We start from the raw sequence: 17,679 nt of genomic DNA, 5'->3' as shown, positions 1-17,679 counted from the left end.
CTTTTTTATCGGGCTATATGAACGGGCTGGATAATCAACCCGTCTGCTGTTTGTGCATGATAGACATCCACGCCATAGAGTGAACGGATCATTTCCGGCTGCAGCACCTCATCCGGCGTGCCGTCGGCCATCAGTGTTCCGTCTTGTACCAGCAACAAACGCGAGCACCAGCGGGCAGCAAGCCCCAGATCATGCATGGTACATAAAATACTGCGCCCGTTCGCCGCCATATCGCGGAATATCTGCATCAGCCCGATCTGATGGGCCGGATCAAGCCCTGCCACCGGCTCATCAGCCAGCAAAAACTGCGTATCCTGCACCAGTGCACGCGCAATCAGCACTCTTGCCTGCTCGCCGCCGGAGAGTTCACGTGCCGGCTTATCCCGCAAATGCGCGATTTCCAGCGCCTCCAGCGCCTCTTCTATCTTTTGGCGATCCTGCCCGCTCAGTCCCGCCAGATGCGGCAGCCGTGCATAGCGGCCAAGCTCCACTAAAGTTTCCACACGCATATTCCAGATGATCTCACGATCCTGCACAATATAAGACAGGATCTTTGCCCTTTCGCGGCCTGACAGATGCGCACTCTCCTCGCCGTTCAGCATGATTGTGCCCTGATAAGGTATCTGCGCCAGTATAGCACGCAAAAGCGTTGATTTGCCTGCGCCATTGGCACCGATCAGACCAACAAACTCCCCCTGCCTGACAGCAAAGGACAAATGCTGCACAACAGGGCGCTTCTGGCGGAAAACAGACAGGTTTTTTACGCATAACAGGCTCAAATTTCAGCTCCTTTGCGCAATTTCCACACCAGATGCAGAAAAAAGGGCGCGCCAAGCAGCGCGGTGAGCACACCAAGCTTCAGGTCTTTCTCCGGCACAATAACGCGCACAAAAATATCTGCAGCCAGCAATATAACCGCACCGCCAAGCGCCGAGAGCGGCAACAGGCGCGATGGGCGCGACCCTGCAAACGGGCGCAAAATATGCGGCACAACAAGGCCGATAAAACCGATGCTCCCAGCAACAGCTGTTGCCGATCCCACACTCAGCGCCGTGCCTGCAACCACCAGAAATTGCGTTTTGCGCAATTCCACCCCCATGCTCGCGGCGGTCTCCTGCCCAAGAGTCAATGCATCCAGTGCACGGCCGGTAAAAAGCAAACACAGCCAGCCAAGCCCCATAAAAGGCAGCGCCAGCCAGACATGCGCCATTGAACGATCATTCAGAGAGCCAAGCATCCAGAATATGATTTCCATCAATGCAAAAGGATTGGGCGCAAGGCTGAGCGCAAGTGATGTTAAAGCGCCGGTAAAGGCAGAGATTGCAACACCTGCCAGAATAACCGTGATGGTTGAGCCGCTGCCGCCTGCCAGAAATTGCACCAGCACCACGGCAAAAAAGGCAAACCCCAATGCCATCAAAGGCAGGCTGAGCGGAAACCAAAGCGACAGACCGCTATAAAGCGCCAGAACCGCACCAAGTGATGCCGAAGAACTCACCCCCAGCAAGCCCGGCTCGGCCAGAGGATTGCGCAAATAACCCTGTAAAACGGCACCGGACAACCCCAATGTCAGGCCGATCATAGCGCCAAGCAAGGCACGGGGAAGGCGCAATTGCTGCATAATCAGCACTATATCACTATCGCCTTTGCCAAAAAGGCCATATATCCCTTGCACAACGCCGATTGATGACGGCCCTGTTAACAGGGACAAGACAAATAAGACGAACGACAATAGGGTTAATGCGCATAATATGCCATAATAGCGCCTGTTATGGTCTGTCATTGCTTCCGGCCTGTTATTTTCCTGCCCTGTGCGGTGAGATTATATTGCGCATTACGCAGAATTTTCACCGCCTCCAATATATAGACTGAGCCGCAAGACCAATAGCGCCCGGGCACCGAAACTTTGCTCACTCTGTGCCCTGCCTGCCCTTTTCCCTCCCTGCTGGTTAATGCCTCCATCACCGGATGGTGGTAATTTTGATAGGCAAGCGCCGGTTTTGCATAAAATTCCGGCTCAATCACCAGATCCGGTTTCAAGCGAACAAGATCTTCCAGCGAGATGCGCCCTGCGCCGGTTTTGTTGTCCGTTGCCGCCAGATTGGTGATCCCCAACTGCCGCATTGTCTCATCGGCCAATGTACCGGCGCCTGAGATATAGCCATTCGGCTCATAGACCAGCGCCGTCACCGGTTCAGCTTCAGGCAGAGCAGCCAATGCCTGATCAAGTGCGGCAATCTGGGCATCAGCCTGTGGCTTTCTGCCAAGTACATTTCCCATATGCGCAATCTGTTGCACAATATCCGCAAAATTTTGCGCATAGCCAAAGCGTTCAACGGGAATGCCCGCCTGCTCCAATGCGGCAAGCTTATCCGGCGCGGTATAAACGGAAGCCAGCACCAGATCCGGTTTCAGCGCCAATATTTCCTCCAGCCCTGAATGGTTGAGATTATATTTTTTCGCCTGTTGCGCCACAGGCGAAGATACCGGATCAGCAGCGATATGGCTGACAGAGAGAATTTGCGCAGGATCAGCCAGCGACAGCGCCAGAATGTCAGTGCAAAGATTGAGCGACACCACGCGCTGCGGTGCATTTTCTGCCCTTGCCTGCAGGTTCAGAAAACACAAAAGACAAGCCGCAACAGCGGCCTGCCTTTTCAAAAAGCCAGTCAAATCGTGGTAGCGCGCCATATTCAGAAAGATGCCTTCAGGCCGGCAAAAAAGCCGCGCCCCGGCGTGTTATAGCCATAGACTTCCTGATATTTTTTATCGAACAGATTTTCGATACGGGCAAAGCCTTCCAGCTTGTCAGTGAACTTATAGCTGCCGCCGATATTGACGACGGTGTACTTGTCTAGAGTGCGACCTGCATCTTTTATTTCACCATTGAAGATTGCTTCCCCAAACAGACGGGCTCGGTCTTCATAGAATGTATAAGCCACATTTACAGAGCCGGAATGACGTGGGCGACGCACTTCAACCTCGCCTTTAGGATTTCGCGAGGAAGTATATGTATAGGTGCCCCCCGCAGTAAATCCATAAAGCAAGTTTAATGTTGCGGATAACTCTACACCATGGCGCTTACTTCTACCGACATCGTTAAAATATGTATTTGGAAAAGATTGATCATCATAAGTGATTTTATCAGTTAAATTTTGATTGAAGTAAGTCACGTCAAAGACAAGCAAATCGTCAAAAAATTTGTGCTCCACACCAACATCCCAACCAAAGCTTTTCTCAGGCGTAAGACCAGGATTACCTCTCAACCAACCTTCATCAGCAAACATTTCATAAAAAGTAGGGTTTTTGTTCCCTGTCCCTAATGAAGCATGGAGTTTTGCAGTCGTTTCAGGAATAGCCCACGCCCCACTGACAGAGTAGGTTGTCGCATCTTTAAATTCATCATTAATATCGTGACGCAGGGCAACATTTAAATAAATTTGATCGTAAAATTCGCCATTATACTCTCCAACGAAAGAGTAAGTTTCACGTTCATGGCGAAGAACATTTGTATAAATTTCGCGTTGCCATTCAAGGCCACCAGTAATTGTATGATGAGCAACCGCAAAAGAAGGCGTATCAAAAACATAGGATACTTGATAACTACCAGACAGACGCTTACTGCGATTTTTACCATTTCCCCGAGCTTCAAAAGATTTGTAATCCTGATCGCTTCCCGACAATCGGATTTTTTGTGTCAGAGCATCATCTAAACCCTTGATAGTCAAACCAAGACTGCCGATTAAATCTTTCTTTTTTGCAAAAGCCCCTAAAGAACGCATAGGATCTGGTGAAAACATATCATCCAAATCAGTACGGTTCTTCACATAGCGCAAAGTTGCATCAAGCTTTGCAGCCTCAGACAAATCAACATTGACCTTACCATTCAGGGTCAAGTTAGTATCACCGTCTTTTTCATCACCAAAATTAGAGATGTTAAAACCTTTAGTACGACGATAGGACGCTGACAGCGCCATATCGTAATTTTCAGCACCGCCTTGCAATAACACACCGCCAAGCCATGAATTCTGGCTGCCGACCTCTGTGGTTCCGCTAACTTTGAAACCGTCACGCTTGCCGCCTTTAGTGATGATATTCACGACGCCGGCCAAAGCATCTGATCCCCAAAAAGCGCTCTGCGGACCACGAAGAATTTCAATACGCTCAATATCCTCAGTTTGCAGAGCTCCAAAATCATACGCTTCACCAGAGGCAGAGTTTACCTTGACGCCATCAATCATTACGAGCAAATGATCCGCTTCAGCGCCGCGCACACGGATATTGGTCATCCCGCCTTTTGTGCCGGAACGGGACACGGAAAAACCCGGCACCAGACGCAAGGCATCAGCCAGATAACGCACCTGATTTTGTTCAAGCTGCTTGCCGGTAATCACAGTTACGGCACGGCCGGTTTTACCTTCCTGCAAAGGTGTGCGGCCGGCGGTTACAACAATCTCTTTCAATTGTATCGTTTGTTGGTTTTTTTCCTCAGCCCAAGCCGTGCCGCAATTGCAAACAACCAGAGCCGTACCCAATGCCAATATATTTATTTTAAGGTTTAATAAATTGCGTGTCATATTGTCCCGCCACAAAAACAAGCCTTCCTTGTGATACAGCTTGCCTTAATTTCATTATACAAACCGCAGCTGAGACTGATTTTTTAAAAAAAACAGTAATCCGCATGCGGCAACATTTCTCCAATGTCACCGTCACGGATATCCGCGCCCGCACACCCCTCGCATACCGGCTGGTGACCGGAAAAGGCAGGTCTCCTGACTTGCGGGTCATCACGGACACTCCGCCTTCCCGCTTTTTCAAGCAGTGGCTTAACCGGAGGCCGCTCGCCATATACAGTTGCGGGGGCAGTCACGGATTAAACACCGTGTTCCCTTTTCATTTGCCGGGCAGATTGCTGCCGCGGGCAAAACCTTTTCCGTAAAAACGATAACAATGCACCGCAAACAGGTCAATTCCTATACAAAAAATGCCACGCATTTTCATGCGTGGCGTGTTCCTTGTGCCGCAGTTTGCACCAGGCATCTTGTTACAAGGCGCAAATATCATCATAAAGTTTCTGCGGGATGGTGACCGTGCCGTTTTTCAAACTGCGCTCACGTGCCTCATAGCGGCGCTGCGATGGCAGACGCGCACCTTGCGCGGTAATCGCCGAGAACATTTTCTCCGCCCGCGCCATATGTTCCGCCATGGCCGCGCCAAGAAAACTTTCCGGATTAAAGGCAATCACAATTTCCCCGTGACGCGGTGATGCACCGCGCCCCTTATCCCATTCCTGAGATTCAAGGCTCAACATATCGCCGATCAACGGCCCCGCCAGCAATTCCACCATTGCCGACAAGGCAGAGCCCTTATAGCCGCCAAATGTCAGCATCGCCCCTTCCAGTGCCGCCTGCGCATCCGTTGTTGGTGCGCCGTCTTTATCAACCGCCCAGCCTTCCGGAATCGGCTTACCGGCACGGCGATAAAGCTCAATCTCCCCCCGTGCCGCAGCACTGGTGGCAAAATCAAACACAAACGGATAATTGCCGGCACGCGGCCAGCCAAAGGCAATCGGATTAGTGCCAAAAACACCGGTTTTGCCACCCGCAGGCGCCACCCATGCATGGCTTGGCACCATAGCCAGAGAAACAAGCCCCTGTTCTGCCAGCATTTCCACTTCCGGCCACAGCGCAGAAAAATGCACACAATGATTAATCGCCAGTGCGGCAATGCCAAGTTTGCGGGTTTTCTCCACCAGAAGCGGCAAAGCTTTTTCGAGCGCCAGCAGCGAATATCCGCCTTTAGCATCCACCGCAACAATACCGCCGGCGCGATCTTCCACCTGCGGCACGGCATCCGTCACCACGGCTTTGGCTTTAATGGTCTGCGCACAGCTCAAAACCCGATAAAGCCCGTGTGAATCACATTCATCCCGCTGGCAGTTTTGCAGCAAACGCGCATTGGCTTTTGCATGATCTTCGGAAAGACCAAGCCCGATAAAGGTCTTTTCCGCCAGATTATAAGCCTCATCCAGCGTGATTGTGATTGTTGCACTCATAATATGGCATCCTCCCTGAATATCACACCGCCCAAAGTCGGATTAATATATCAGAGACCTAGCCCAGCCATGATAAAACAGCAAGTCTATAACCTGATAAGAAAAACCCGCTCAAAAAGAGCGGGTTCTCAAAGTCCAATAATCAGCGGAAGCTTTTGCGCTCGCCACCTTCACGTGGCTTGCGCGGGCTCTTCGGTTTATCGCCAAAAAATTTGCCCTCACCGCCTTTAAAACGCGCCCTGCCCTTTGGCGCTCCTGATCCTTGCTTGTCATCACCGCGGCGGTCATAGCGGGAGCGGTCTGGGCGCTGGCCGCGGCTTTCCTGTTCCGGCGCGCTGGATAGGCGGATAGTCAGCCCCTTTTCACCGGTGCCCTGTTCTTCAACAACAGAGAAATATTCCTGCGCTTTTTCACCATTGATCTCAAAACGGGTTTCGTTTTCAAGAATGCGAATTGCGCCGACATCACTTCTGGAAATATGTCCGGCCTTGCAAATCAGTGGCAATACCCATTTGGGATCAGCGCGATGTTGACGCCCTGCCGACAAACTGAACCATGCCCCGCCGTTAAAACCGGACCGGTTTTCACGCATGGTGCGCTCACCACGATCACGGCTGTTACGGTCATTGGAGCGCGATGGCGCACCCAGTGGCCGCACAGGTGCATCAGACACATCCTCCGGTGCGGGGCGGCTTTCAATCTCACGGCGCAGATAAGCGCCTGCAATCTGTTCCGGTGTGTAACGCGCCTGCAATTCACGCATCAAATCCCGGATATCCGCGGGAATTTCATCACTCAGGCGGCTGTCTTCCAAAATAATTTCGCGCATTTTGTGCTGCACGACATCAATTGTCGGCGCGGCAATGCTTTGTGCTTCCAGCCGCGCCATCTGCAACAGGCGCTCGGCAGTGCGGCGGCGGGAAAAAGGCACAACCAGAATACAGGTGCCCTTGCGGCCCGCACGCCCCGTACGGCCGGAGCGGTGCAAAAGTGTTTCGCCATTGGTTGGCAGATCGGCATGAATGACCAAATCAAGATTTGGCAGATCAATGCCGCGGGCAGCAACATCTGTTGCCACACAGATGCGGGCGCGGCCATCGCGCATGGATTGCAGCGCATTATTGCGCTCGGATTGTGACAATTCTCCCGATAAGGCCACCACCGAAAAACCACGATTGTTTAAACGGCTGGAAAGATGTTTTACCCCCTCGCGGGTTGAGGCAAAAATGATTGTGTTGACATTATCATGATAGAGCAGCGTATTGATAATTGCATTTTCACGCTCCTGAGGCGGCACAATCATCGCCTGATAGGTGATATCAGCGTGTTTTTCATGAGCCGCAGTGGCGGTAATGCGCAGTGCATCCTGCTGAAAACGCTTGGCAAGCTGGGCGATAGATTTGGAAACCGTTGCCGAGAATAACAAGGTGCGGCGCGTCTCAGGCGCTTCTCCGAGAATAAATTCCAGATCTTCACGAAAGCCAAGATCAAGCATCTCATCCGCTTCATCCAGCACCACGGCGCGCAATTGCGCCATATCCAGCGCATTGCGGGTAATATGATCGCGCAGGCGCCCCGGTGTGCCCACCACAATATGCGCCCCGCGCTCCAGATTGCGGCGCTCGCTGCGGATATCCATACCGCCAACACAAGTGGCAATACGCGCACCGGCCTGTGCATAGAGCCATTCCAGCTCGCGGGAGACCTGCAAGGCCAGTTCACGGGTGGGGGCAATGATCAGTGCCAGCGGTGCCTGCGGCGCAGCCAGTTTTCCGGCATTTTCCAGAAGGGTCGGCGCAATAGCAATACCAAAGGCAACCGTTTTTCCGGAGCCGGTCTGGGCGGATACAAGCAAATCGCGCCCTTCGGTTTCAGGTGCAAGCACTGCCTGTTGTACAGAGGTGAGTTCAGCATAGCCGCGTGCGGCAAGAGCACCGGCAAGTGCAGGTGCGATATTTGAAGGCATGGTCATGAATGACTTTCAGCAAAGGCTCACCCACGCAGCAAACGGCCCCGACATTCACTAGCCCTGAAAAATCAGGCAAATGTCCCATCCCTGGCTTCATCCATGATTAAACGGTAAAAACCGTAAACCCATGCTTTCACACATCCGTGGCCGGTAACGTAAATAAGCAAAAAACATTAAAATGATGACGGTGCGCTGCGTAAAAGTGAATGACAGACAAATCAATCCATAACAGCTGATTGTTTAAAATCCTGCTGTGCGGCGGTCTGCCACCCGCTTTTAAAAGGCGCAATGCCGCAAAACCGGAATTTTACAGCATGTTGCCTGCCTCTTACTGCATTAACCGCATAAGATCAATGTGCTTCATCCCAGTTTTGCGCAGAGCGCACATCTACCTGTAGCGGCACGCTCATCGAAACTGCCGGCATGGCGGCATTGACCATCACGTCCCGCACCACATCAATTGTGCGCTCAACCTGATCATCATCAACCTCAAAAATCAGCTCATCATGCACCTGCAACAGCATTTGCGCATCAAGTCCAGCCTGTTGCAAGGCCGGCTCCATCCGGATCATCGCACGGCGTATAATATCTGCCGCCGAACCCTGAATAGGCGCATTGATAGCCGCACGCTCATTAAAAGCCCGCACTTGCGGATTGCTGGCCTTGATATCCGGATAATGAATATGGCGGCCAAAAATCGTCTCAACATAGCCCTTTTCACGCGCGGCCGCCTTGGTTGCCTCCATATAATCCTTGATGCCGGGAAAACGTTCAAAATAAGTGCGGATATAAGAGCCGGCCTCTTCGCGGGAAATCGACAACTGATTGGCAAGGCCGAAGGCGGAAATGCCGTAAATAATCCCGAAATTAATCGCCTTGGCACGGCGGCGCACTTCAGCCGGCATGCCTTCAACCGGCACACCAAACATTTCCGATGCCGTCATTGCATGAATATCTATTCCATCGTCAAAGGCTTTTTTAAGCTGCGCAATATCTGCCACATGCGCCAATACGCGCAATTCAATCTGGCTGTAATCGGCAGAAATCAGTTTTTTGCCCTGTGGCGCCACAAAGGCTGTGCGGATTTTGCGCCCCTCACTGGTGCGCACCGGAATATTCTGCAGGTTTGGCTCCGAGGAGGATAGACGCCCTGTGGTGGTTACCGCCATGGAATAAGATGTATGCACCCGTTTTGTTTCAGGGTGGATATAGCCGGGCAGCGCATCTGTATAGGTTGATTTCAGCTTGGTAAGCTGCCGCCAGTCAACAATCTTGCGCGGCAGCTCATGGCCTTCCGCTGCAAGATCCTCCAGCACCTGTGCCGAGGTTGACCATTGGCCGGTTTTGGTTTTTGAACCGCCGGGAAGCTGAAGTTTACCAAAGAGGATATCGCCAAGCTGTTTTGGCGAGCCGATATTCATCTTCTCGCCGGCAAGCGCATAAATCTCATCTTCAATTGCTGCGGCCGATTGCGCCAGCTCACCGGATAAACGAGAGAGAATTTGCCTGTCCACGCAAACACCGCGCTCTTCCATCCGCGCCAGCACCTCAACCAGCGGGCGCTCCAGCCGCTCATAAACCGCAGCCATACCCTCTGCGGCAAGGCGCGGCTTCAATACCTGCCACAGGCGCAGCGTTACATCCGCATCCTCCGCCCCGTAGGCAATGGCACGTTCCAGCGGCACCTTGTCAAAAGTCACCATAGATTTGCCGCTGCCAGCCACGTCCTTGTAAGGAATGGTCTTATGGCCAAGCCACCGCTCTGCCAGCACGTCCATACCATGGGTGCCGGTACCTGCATCCAGTGCATAAGACAGCAGCATTGTATCATCAAACCGCGCAATATCGATCCCAAGACGGTGCATAACCAGCCAGTCATATTTCATATTCTGCGCGATAATCAGCACTGAAGGATCTTCCAGCAGGCGCTTGAGTTCAGCAAGCGCAATATCAAAAGGTATCTGCCCCTCAATCAGCCCACCACCCAGAAGATCCCCCTCACCGGATTTATGCGTTAACGGCACATAACAGACCTTGCCCGGCATGAGCGCCAGCGAAAAGCCAACCAGTTCCGCCTGAATCGGATCAAGCGAAGTGGTTTCCGTATCAAAAGCCGCAAAACCCTGCTCAATCGCCTGATCAATCCAGTCTTTCAGCACCTGCACATCAGTGATACCAATATAGGCGGAATGATCAATCCTTGTTGCTACAGCCTGCGCCTTGCGCGCTTCAGCCAGCATTTGCGGCTGCAGCATACCCTCTGCCGCCGAGACAGTATTCTCTGCCTTTGCCTGTTCAGATCTTGCTTCTGTTGCGCTATCCGCATTATCGGCAGGGTCAAGATCAGGGCCGCGGGCTTGTGCGCCCCATTCCGTAACAACGGTAACCGGCTCAATTTCAGCTGCAACCGTATCTGTTGCCTCTGCCACTCGCCGGGTCAGTGAGGTAAATTCCATAGCCTTGAGAAAGGCAATAAGCTTTGGCCCGTCCTGCGGCTCCAGAAGCAAACCGTCAAGATCAACATCCAGCGGCACATCATTTTTCAGCGTTACAAGCTGGCGGGCAATGCGGGTCTGATCGGCAAAAGCCAGAATATTTTCACGGCGCTTATTCTGCTTAATCTCAGAAGCACGGGCAAGCAGCGTATCAAGATCGCCGAATTCTTCCAGCAATTGTGCCGCCGTTTTTGGCCCGATACCGGGAATACCCGGCACATTATCGGTTGAATCACCGGTCAGCGATTGCAGGTCAATCATCTTTTCCGGCGGCACGCCCCATTTCTCGATCACTTCCGGAATGGAGATCTGCTTATCCTTCATCCCGTCATACATAGAGACCTTTTGCGTCACGAGTTGCATAAGATCCTTATCAGAGGAAACAATGGTGACGGTGGCGCCGGCCTCTTCCGCAAGGCGGGCATAGGTGGCAATAAGATCATCCGCCTCAAAACCTTCCTTTTCAATACAAGGCAGGTTGAAAGCCTGTGTTGCCTGACGAATCAAGCCAAATTGCGGGATCAGATCCTCCGGAGGGGCTGCACGATTGGCCTTATAATCCGGATAAAGCTCTTTGCGGAATGTTTGCGATGAATAATCAAAAATCACCGCAAAATGCGTAGGCACAATACCAACATCCGTATTGCGCGCATCTTTCAAAAGCTTCCACAACATATTGCAGAAACCCGATACCGCCCCCACCGGCAAGCCGTCAGACTTGCGGGTGAGCGGTGGCAATGCGTGATAAGCGCGAAAAATATAGCCGGAGCCGTCGACGAGAAAGAGATGATCACCTTTTTTCATAGGATAAAGATGTAAAGCATCAACGCGCAAAAGGAAATCTCGGATCAGAAAAAAGCTGGCCGCGCCTGCATCAATGCCCGCATTTTTATCAGTACCGGCAGGCCTGATCGTGTCATAATTTAAAGACAGCCCCGCATAACAGCCTTTCAAAAAAATGAGAGACGATAAAAACTTTTATAAGCAATAACTTTTTTGTGACTGTAATGCCTATTTTCAGCCCTTGTATTGCCATTTTTTCAGGCCACATTACAGCCATCGACATGATTGTCGGTTTCCGTTTTTCGGCACGTCCCCCGCCGGAAAACAGGGGTGGTAGCCTTCCCCCCCCCTCTGGCTGCCACCATTTATTATAAGCCGTTACGGATCCCCTCACCGTAACGGCTTTTATTTTTCAGACAGTGTTCAAATAATGCTTTCAGCTAAAATGAAACTGCGGCACATCTTCCCTGTACAGGTTCCGGCAATATAAGTTACAACCAACCCCGTTATACGGGATATGCAATGCTTTGCCTGCAAAGCGCGTTTAATCATGAGGGTAACATGTCCGCACTTGAACCAGTCCTGAAACAGCTTGATCAGAATCTCGATAAGAGTGTTGACCGCCTGTTTGATCTTCTGCGCATCAAATCCATTTCAACTGATCCGGCTTTCAAGGCCGATTGCCGCAAGGCAGCACAATGGCTGGCAGAGGATCTCAAAAGCATCGGCTTTGATGCCAGCCTGCGTGACACGCCGGGGCATCCGATGGTTGTTGCCCATCATGAAGGCCCGACTGCCGATGCGCCGCATGTGTTGTTTTATGGCCATTATGATGTACAGCCGGTTGATCCGCTCAACCTGTGGGAAAATGATCCTTTTGACCCCAAGGTAAAGGAGATTGAACCAGGGCGCAAAATCCTGACCGGCCGCGGTACTTCCGATGATAAAGGCCAGCTGATGACTTTTGTTGAAGCGGTTCGCGCTTATAAAGCGGTACATGGCCAGTTACCGGTTAGGGTGACCATTCTCTTTGAAGGCGAGGAAGAATCGGGTTCACCATCGCTCAAGCCATTCCTTGACAGCCACAAGGAAGAGCTGAAAGCCGATGTGGCTCTGGTTTGTGATACATCCATGTGGAACCGCAATACACCGGCCATCTGTGTCGGCCTGCGCGGGCTGGTGGGTGAGCAGATCACCATCAAGGCCGCCGACCGCGATCTGCATTCCGGCTTTTTTGGCGGTGCGGCAGCCAATCCGCTGCATATCCTGTCGAAAATTCTGGCCGATCTTCATGATGAAAACGGCCGCGTTACGATAGAAGATTTTTATGAAGGCGTGGAAGAAACACCAAGCCAGATTCTCAAATCATGGGAGGGGCTTGGCCGCACGGCGGAAAATTTCCTCGGGCCGATCGGTCTTTCCCTGCCTTCCGGTGAAAAAGGCCGCAGCGTTCTGGAACAAACATGGGCACGCCCGACCGCTGAGGTCAACGGCATGACCGGCGGCTATACGGGAGAAGGCTTCAAGACAGTTATTGCCGCTGAAGCCACGGCCAAGGTTTCTTTCCGTCTTGTCCACAAACAGGATCCGGATAAAATCCGCGCCAGTTTCCGCAAATTCGTAGAGGCACGCGTGCCGGCAGATTGCCGTGTGGAATTTCACCCTCATGGCGGCTCACCTGCCATCCAGCTTTCCTATGATTCACCGCTGGTTACAAAGGCCAAACAGGCTTTGTCGGATGAATGGCCAAACCCGGCCGTTCTGATTGCCATGGGTGGTTCCATTCCCATTGTCGGCGATTTTGACACATTCCTTGGTATGGAATCCCTGCTGGTTGGCTTTGGCCTTGAGGATGACCGCATTCATTCACCTAATGAAAAATATGAACTATCCTCCTTCCATAAGGGACAGCGTTCATGGGCGCGCATTCTGGCAGCCCTTGCCACCAGATAAGGCCGGATACCGCGCATATTTTTGAAAAAACAGCGAACGGAATTTTAGATGACAACTATCCGCGTTCACCAGAATGATCTGCCTGATCTTGAAAATTATCAGGTGGATTCCATCGCCATTGATACGGAGACGCTGGGGCTTAATCCCCTGCGTGACCGCCTGTGCGTTGTGCAGATTTCACCGGGTGATGGCAGCGCGGATATTATCCAGATCAGGCGGGGGCAGAAAAAAGCCCCCAATCTGGTAAAATTGCTCAAGGATCGCTCAATCACCAAGATTTTTCATTTCGGCCGTTTTGATCTGGCCGTTCTGGCCCATACATTCGGCGTTATGCCGCAACCGGTTTTCTGCACCAAAATTGCCTCAAAACTCACCCGCACCTATACGGATCGTCACGGCTTGAAGGAAATCTGTTCAGAACTGCTTGATATATCGATCTCCAAGCAACAACAATCTTCCGACTGGGCCGCGGAAAACCTCTCACAGGCGCAGCTTGAATATGCAGCTTCCGATGTGCTCTATCTGCACCGGCTGAAGGAAGTGCTGGAATATCGTCTGGCGCGTGAGGGGCGCGAAAAACAGGCCGAAGCCTGTTTTAAATTCCTGCCAAGCCGTGCAGAGCTTGACCTGATGGGCTGGGGGGAACAGGATATTTTTGCCCATAGCTGAAAATGACAACCCGCTGCTCAGGCATTTTCGCGGTTTTGTTAAAACAGGCGCAGACCGGCAGCGGGTATAATTATTATTTCACGCCCGCACGGTCTGCACCGTTTTTTTATCAATAATTGCCCATTGCGGCCGCTCAAACAAAAAGCGGCCATAGCCGGTTTTATCAATCAGCATATAAAGAATAACCGGCAGAATCACCCCTGCCGCTGTTGTCAAAACCGAGATTGTGCCAATATCACTGATCACACCTGTTTTGAGCAGCACGGTACGGGTGACAGCCATCGGCAGGAAAAAAGCCAGATAAACAACAATGGAATGCGCGCCAAGAAAGCTCAGCGCCCGATGCATAATATTGGCCGCACTCAAACAGGACAGCAGCGATGAAAGGCTGATAATAGCCAAAGCGCCAAGAAAGCCAAGAAACAGCGAAATGAGCGGCAGTTCACTATAACCGCCAAGACCGCCTGCCTGCCATGCCTGACCGCCCAGCAAGGACCGGCCAAATTCCGGCACCGGTGTAAACACCAGTTGATATTCCACAAAAAACCAAAGCAACAGGCCGGATACGGCCATGATTTTGTTTTTGGCCACAAAATTTGCCAGCTGAAAAATCTGCGGTGCCAAGGCATAGCCGGCATAAAAATAAACAAATCGTGCGCAAAATTCGTCAATCATTACCCAGCCGGTATGAATTGGCAAAATTTCCAGAATAGCCAGCATGATCAGCACCAGCCAGGCCGGCACCTCACGCATGAAGCGGGTGGCGAGAAAAAACACCGGTAGCAAATAAATAAACCATAAGGTGCCAAATGGCTCAATAAAAGCCATCAGATAGGCGCTGATAACCGCCTGTATGCCGCCATCGCCCATAATGGCAGGCGCCTTGAACAGGAATTGAATTGTCAGCCACAACACATAAAAATACAGAAAATGCACAACCTTGCGGTCAAAATAGCGCAACCATGGCCGGTCAATCACCGCACTCAGAAACAGGCCTGAAATCAGGAAGAAATCCGGCATCCGAAACGGTTTGGCAAATGCAACGACAAAATGCATCCAGCCATCCCTGCCTGCCGCCTCCTCAACGCCGAGCGTTGAATGCATCATCACAACAAAAATGATGCAGATACCTTTGGCTATATCTACCCAGTCAATCCGTTTGGTCACGCATATACCTGCCTGAATTTATCGTAACTGTTGTTTACAATAAAATTATTCCAAACCCGAGCAATATTTTCAATCTCCTGCTAAGTTCAAAAGCCTGAGCAAAAACCGCAATACCCGGATCAAGGGCTGTTAACAAAACTTTACCGCTCTTTAAACTGCCTCAATTACCCTGCAAGGACAATCTGCGCATAACCGGTCTGGGCTTCATCAGGCAGTCCTGCCGGTGCTGCATGTATTTTATTGATAAAGTTTGAGCGGGTATATCGGCACATATGGCTTCCAGACATTCAAAAGACCGGCGCATTGAACCGTCCTTCGAAAAGCCAAAAGCAACTGAGGGCAAAAATGAGATGCGTATTGATGAGAGCGACCGTGTCAATGGCAGCCCGAAAAAACGCGCGTCTTCCCCGCAAAGAAAATCCCGCAGCAAGAAGAATCGCAAACAATCCCCATCCGGTGCATTTCGCTGGCTGCGCCGTCTGATTTACTGGTCTTTGGTATCGATATTGTGGGGCGGTATCGCTGTTGCCGGCCTTGCGGTTTATGTTGCCGTGAAAATGCCTCCTGCCAGCGACTGGGCCATTCCTGACCGGCCGCCCAATGTCAAAATCCTTGATGTTAACGGCAAATTGATAGCCAATCGCGGCACCACAGGCGGCGAGGAAATCTCCTTACGCGAAATGTCGCCCTATATTCCGCAGGCTGTGATTGCCATTGAAGACCGGCGCTTCTACTCCCATTATGGTGTGGATCCGATTGGTCTGGCTCGTGCTGTTTTCACCAATATTATCAAGGGGCGCGCGGTTCAGGGCGGCTCTACCATTACCCAGCAGCTGGCAAAAAACCTGTTCCTCTCACCCGACAGAACATTGGAACGTAAATTGCAGGAAGTGATGCTCGCTTTGTGGCTGGAGCATACTTACACAAAAGATCAAATTCTTGAGATGTATCTCAACCGTGTCTATCTCGGCTCCGGTGCCTATGGTGTGGATGCTGCCGCAAGGCGCTATTTTGACAAATCCGCCAAAGATGTGGATCTCAACGAAGCGGCAACACTTGCCGGACTTTTGAAAGCCCCCTCACGCCTCTCTCCTGCCCGCGATCCGGAAGCTGCCAATGCCCGTGCAAAACTGGTGCTTGCCGCTATGCGCGATCAGGGCATGATTGATATGAAACAGCAAGCCATTGCTGAAAGTGAACCGCCAGCACGCGCCGCAGCCTATTGGTCGGGCTCTGAAAATTATGTCGCCGATGCGGTTATTGCCGAATTGCCGCAGCTTATTGGCGAGACAAAAGAAGATATTACCATCCACACTACTGTTGATCTTACACTGCAAAAAATCGGCGAAGAGGCTATTCGCGATCTTATTTCGCAAAATGGCAAGAAAATGGATGTCAGCCAGGGGGCGCTTGTCTCTATTGATGGTACCGGTGCCGTACGCGCCATGATTGGCGGATATGATTATGCCAGCAGCCAGTTTGACAGGGCAACGGAAGCACACCGCCAGCCGGGATCAACCTTCAAGCCATTTGTCTATCTCGCGGCACTGGAGCAGGGACGCACACCGGATTCCATACGCAATGATGCGCCGGTGCGCATCGGCAAATGGACGCCAAGCAATTATAATGGCAAATATTTTGGCGAGGTAACATTGGCGACCGCCTTGTCACACTCTCTCAATTCAGTTGCAGCGCAGCTTGTTATGGAGGTAGGCCCGCAAGCCGTGGTCGATACGGCTCACCGGTTTGGCATCAAATCAGCCCTCACACCCAATGCCTCACTGGCACTTGGTACATCTGAGGTTACATTGATGGAGCTGACCGATGCATTTGTGCCTTTTGCCAATGGCGGCTATCGCGCGCCGGTGCACATGATTACCCGCATCACCGATAATAATGGCAAGGTGCTTTATGATTATCCGGCTGCGCCGCAAAAGCGCATTGTAACAGAGCAGGTGCTGGGCATGATGAATGCTATGCTGCGCCGTACCATTGAAGACGGCACGGCAAAACGTGCCAAATTCGGCAATTGGCCTGCCGCAGGCAAAACCGGCACCAGCCAGAATTCACGCGATGCATGGTTTATCGGCTATACTGCCAATCTTACCACCGGTGTGTGGTTTGGCAATGATGACGGCAAGCCGACCAAAAAAGTGACCGGTGGCGGCCTGCCCGCCATGGCATGGAAAACTTTCATGACCGCCGCGCATAAAGGTGTGCCGGTTGCCAATCTTATCAGCACCTATGAAATTCAGAATGTTTTGCCGGGCGGCAGTGATGAATTGCCGGATATTTCCGCCAGCATCGGCCAGCAGCCAATGGCGGGCAATAGCGGCTATCCCGCCTTGCCGGACAATGATGAAACCTATTGGCCGCCGGCACCCGGCACCCCGCGCCAGCCTGAAAGCGCCCATTTGCCATCACAACAAGGCCGGACAGTTCAGCCGCCAACCCCGGTACAAGAGCCTGTTAACAATGGTGCAACCCCCGATGCCAGCGGGCACCCGCGCCCGCAAGGCGAGGTTGGCGGGCAACCGGCACGCAAAAACACCACATTGCTTGATGTGATTATGGGAAACGGAGAATAG

12 protein-coding genes and 1 riboswitch are annotated in these 17,679 nt (G+C 51.9%); of the genes, 3 read left to right on the top strand and 9 right to left on the bottom strand.

All coding sequences use genetic code 11. The features are described 5' to 3' along the window. Positions 1-5: 5 nt before the first annotated feature. The 8 genes from ACSTTO_RS10665 to ACSTTO_RS10630 all read right to left on the bottom strand — a co-directional run bounded on the left by ACSTTO_RS10665 (position 6) and on the right by ACSTTO_RS10630 (position 11,585). On the bottom strand, positions 6-779 hold the full coding sequence (locus ACSTTO_RS10665; protein ID WP_439273167.1) for an ABC transporter ATP-binding protein: 774 nt from the start codon (positions 777-779) through the stop codon (positions 6-8). Continuing rightward, positions 776-1,783, bottom strand: coding sequence for a FecCD family ABC transporter permease (locus ACSTTO_RS10660; protein WP_439273166.1), 1,008 nt, complete (start codon positions 1,781-1,783; stop codon positions 776-778). The genes ACSTTO_RS10665 and ACSTTO_RS10660 overlap by 4 nt, the downstream gene beginning before the upstream one ends. After that, positions 1,780-2,691, bottom strand: coding sequence for an ABC transporter substrate-binding protein (locus ACSTTO_RS10655; RefSeq protein ID WP_439273165.1), 912 nt, complete (start codon positions 2,689-2,691; stop codon positions 1,780-1,782). Before ACSTTO_RS10655 ends, ACSTTO_RS10660 begins: the two co-directional genes overlap by 4 nt. Positions 2,692-2,693: 2 nt before the next feature. Then, positions 2,694-4,577: a TonB-dependent receptor plug domain-containing protein gene (locus ACSTTO_RS10650; protein WP_439273164.1), complete on the bottom strand. Its 1,884-nt coding sequence runs from the start codon at positions 4,575-4,577 to the stop codon at positions 2,694-2,696. A gap of 168 nt (positions 4,578-4,745) precedes the next feature. Continuing rightward, positions 4,746-4,947: riboswitch (cobalamin riboswitch) on the bottom strand. A gap of 97 nt (positions 4,948-5,044) precedes the next feature. Continuing rightward, positions 5,045-6,055: an Ldh family oxidoreductase gene (locus ACSTTO_RS10645; RefSeq protein ID WP_439273163.1), complete on the bottom strand. Its 1,011-nt coding sequence runs from the start codon at positions 6,053-6,055 to the stop codon at positions 5,045-5,047. Positions 6,056-6,197: 142 nt separating this feature from the next. Beyond that, complete coding sequence (locus ACSTTO_RS10640; protein WP_439273162.1) at positions 6,198-8,027, bottom strand: DEAD/DEAH box helicase; 1,830 nt, start codon at positions 8,025-8,027, stop codon at positions 6,198-6,200. A 347-nt stretch (positions 8,028-8,374) separates the two neighbouring features. Next, positions 8,375-11,323 carry a DNA polymerase I gene (gene polA, locus ACSTTO_RS10635; RefSeq protein ID WP_439273278.1) on the bottom strand — a complete coding sequence of 983 codons (2,949 nt, stop codon included), beginning with the start codon at positions 11,321-11,323 and terminating at the stop codon, positions 8,375-8,377. Positions 11,324-11,435: 112 nt separating this feature from the next. Next, the gene (locus ACSTTO_RS10630; protein ID WP_439273161.1) at positions 11,436-11,585 is read right to left on the bottom strand and encodes a hypothetical protein; all 150 of its coding nucleotides are present in this window, start codon (positions 11,583-11,585) and stop codon (positions 11,436-11,438) included. A gap of 278 nt (positions 11,586-11,863) precedes the next feature. Here ACSTTO_RS10630 and ACSTTO_RS10625 point away from each other — a divergent pair, with 278 nt between their 5' ends. Together ACSTTO_RS10625 and ACSTTO_RS10620 are read left to right on the top strand one after the other, a co-directional pair. Further along, positions 11,864-13,255 (top strand): dipeptidase, encoded by a 1,392-nt coding sequence (locus ACSTTO_RS10625; protein WP_439273160.1) that lies wholly within the window; start codon positions 11,864-11,866, stop codon positions 13,253-13,255. Between the two features lie 48 nt (positions 13,256-13,303). Then, positions 13,304-13,924: a ribonuclease D gene (locus ACSTTO_RS10620; protein ID WP_439273159.1), complete on the top strand. Its 621-nt coding sequence runs from the start codon at positions 13,304-13,306 to the stop codon at positions 13,922-13,924. 78 nt (positions 13,925-14,002) lie between these two features. Here the strand turns inward: ACSTTO_RS10620 and ACSTTO_RS10615 are convergent, their stop codons facing one another. Next, the gene (locus ACSTTO_RS10615) at positions 14,003-15,091 is read right to left on the bottom strand and encodes an acyltransferase family protein (RefSeq protein WP_439273158.1); all 1,089 of its coding nucleotides are present in this window, start codon (positions 15,089-15,091) and stop codon (positions 14,003-14,005) included. Between the two features lie 272 nt (positions 15,092-15,363). Here ACSTTO_RS10615 and ACSTTO_RS10610 point away from each other — a divergent pair, with 272 nt between their 5' ends. Beyond that, on the top strand, positions 15,364-17,679 hold the full coding sequence (locus ACSTTO_RS10610) for a transglycosylase domain-containing protein (RefSeq protein WP_439273157.1): 2,316 nt from the start codon (positions 15,364-15,366) through the stop codon (positions 17,677-17,679).

The organism is Pseudochrobactrum albidum (assembly GCF_051851455.1).
Classification (GTDB): Bacteria; Pseudomonadota; Alphaproteobacteria; order Rhizobiales; family Rhizobiaceae; genus Pseudochrobactrum.
The sequence above is the reverse complement of the archived record's forward strand: the minus strand, read 5'-3'. Positions and strand labels throughout refer to the sequence as shown.

Bases quoted from the DNA above. Each gene is read 5' to 3' on its own strand.
- ACSTTO_RS10660 (WP_439273166.1), bottom strand. From the start codon at position 1,783: ATGACAGACCATAACAGGCGCTATTATGGCATATTATGCGCATTAACC.
- ACSTTO_RS10620 (WP_439273159.1), top strand. From the start codon at position 13,304: ATGACAACTATCCGCGTTCACCAGAATGATCTGCCTGATCTTGAAAAT.
- ACSTTO_RS10650 (WP_439273164.1), bottom strand. From the start codon at position 4,577: ATGACACGCAATTTATTAAACCTTAAAATAAATATATTGGCATTGGGT.
- ACSTTO_RS10610 (WP_439273157.1), top strand. From the start codon at position 15,364: ATGGCTTCCAGACATTCAAAAGACCGGCGCATTGAACCGTCCTTCGAA.
- ACSTTO_RS10640 (WP_439273162.1), bottom strand. From the start codon at position 8,027: ATGACCATGCCTTCAAATATCGCACCTGCACTTGCCGGTGCTCTTGCC.
- ACSTTO_RS10625 (WP_439273160.1), top strand. From the start codon at position 11,864: ATGTCCGCACTTGAACCAGTCCTGAAACAGCTTGATCAGAATCTCGAT.
- ACSTTO_RS10630 (WP_439273161.1), bottom strand. From the start codon at position 11,585: ATGTCGATGGCTGTAATGTGGCCTGAAAAAATGGCAATACAAGGGCTG.
- polA (WP_439273278.1), bottom strand. From the start codon at position 11,323: ATGAAAAAAGGTGATCATCTCTTTCTCGTCGACGGCTCCGGCTATATT.
- ACSTTO_RS10655 (WP_439273165.1), bottom strand. From the start codon at position 2,691: ATGGCGCGCTACCACGATTTGACTGGCTTTTTGAAAAGGCAGGCCGCT.
- ACSTTO_RS10645 (WP_439273163.1), bottom strand. From the start codon at position 6,055: ATGAGTGCAACAATCACAATCACGCTGGATGAGGCTTATAATCTGGCG.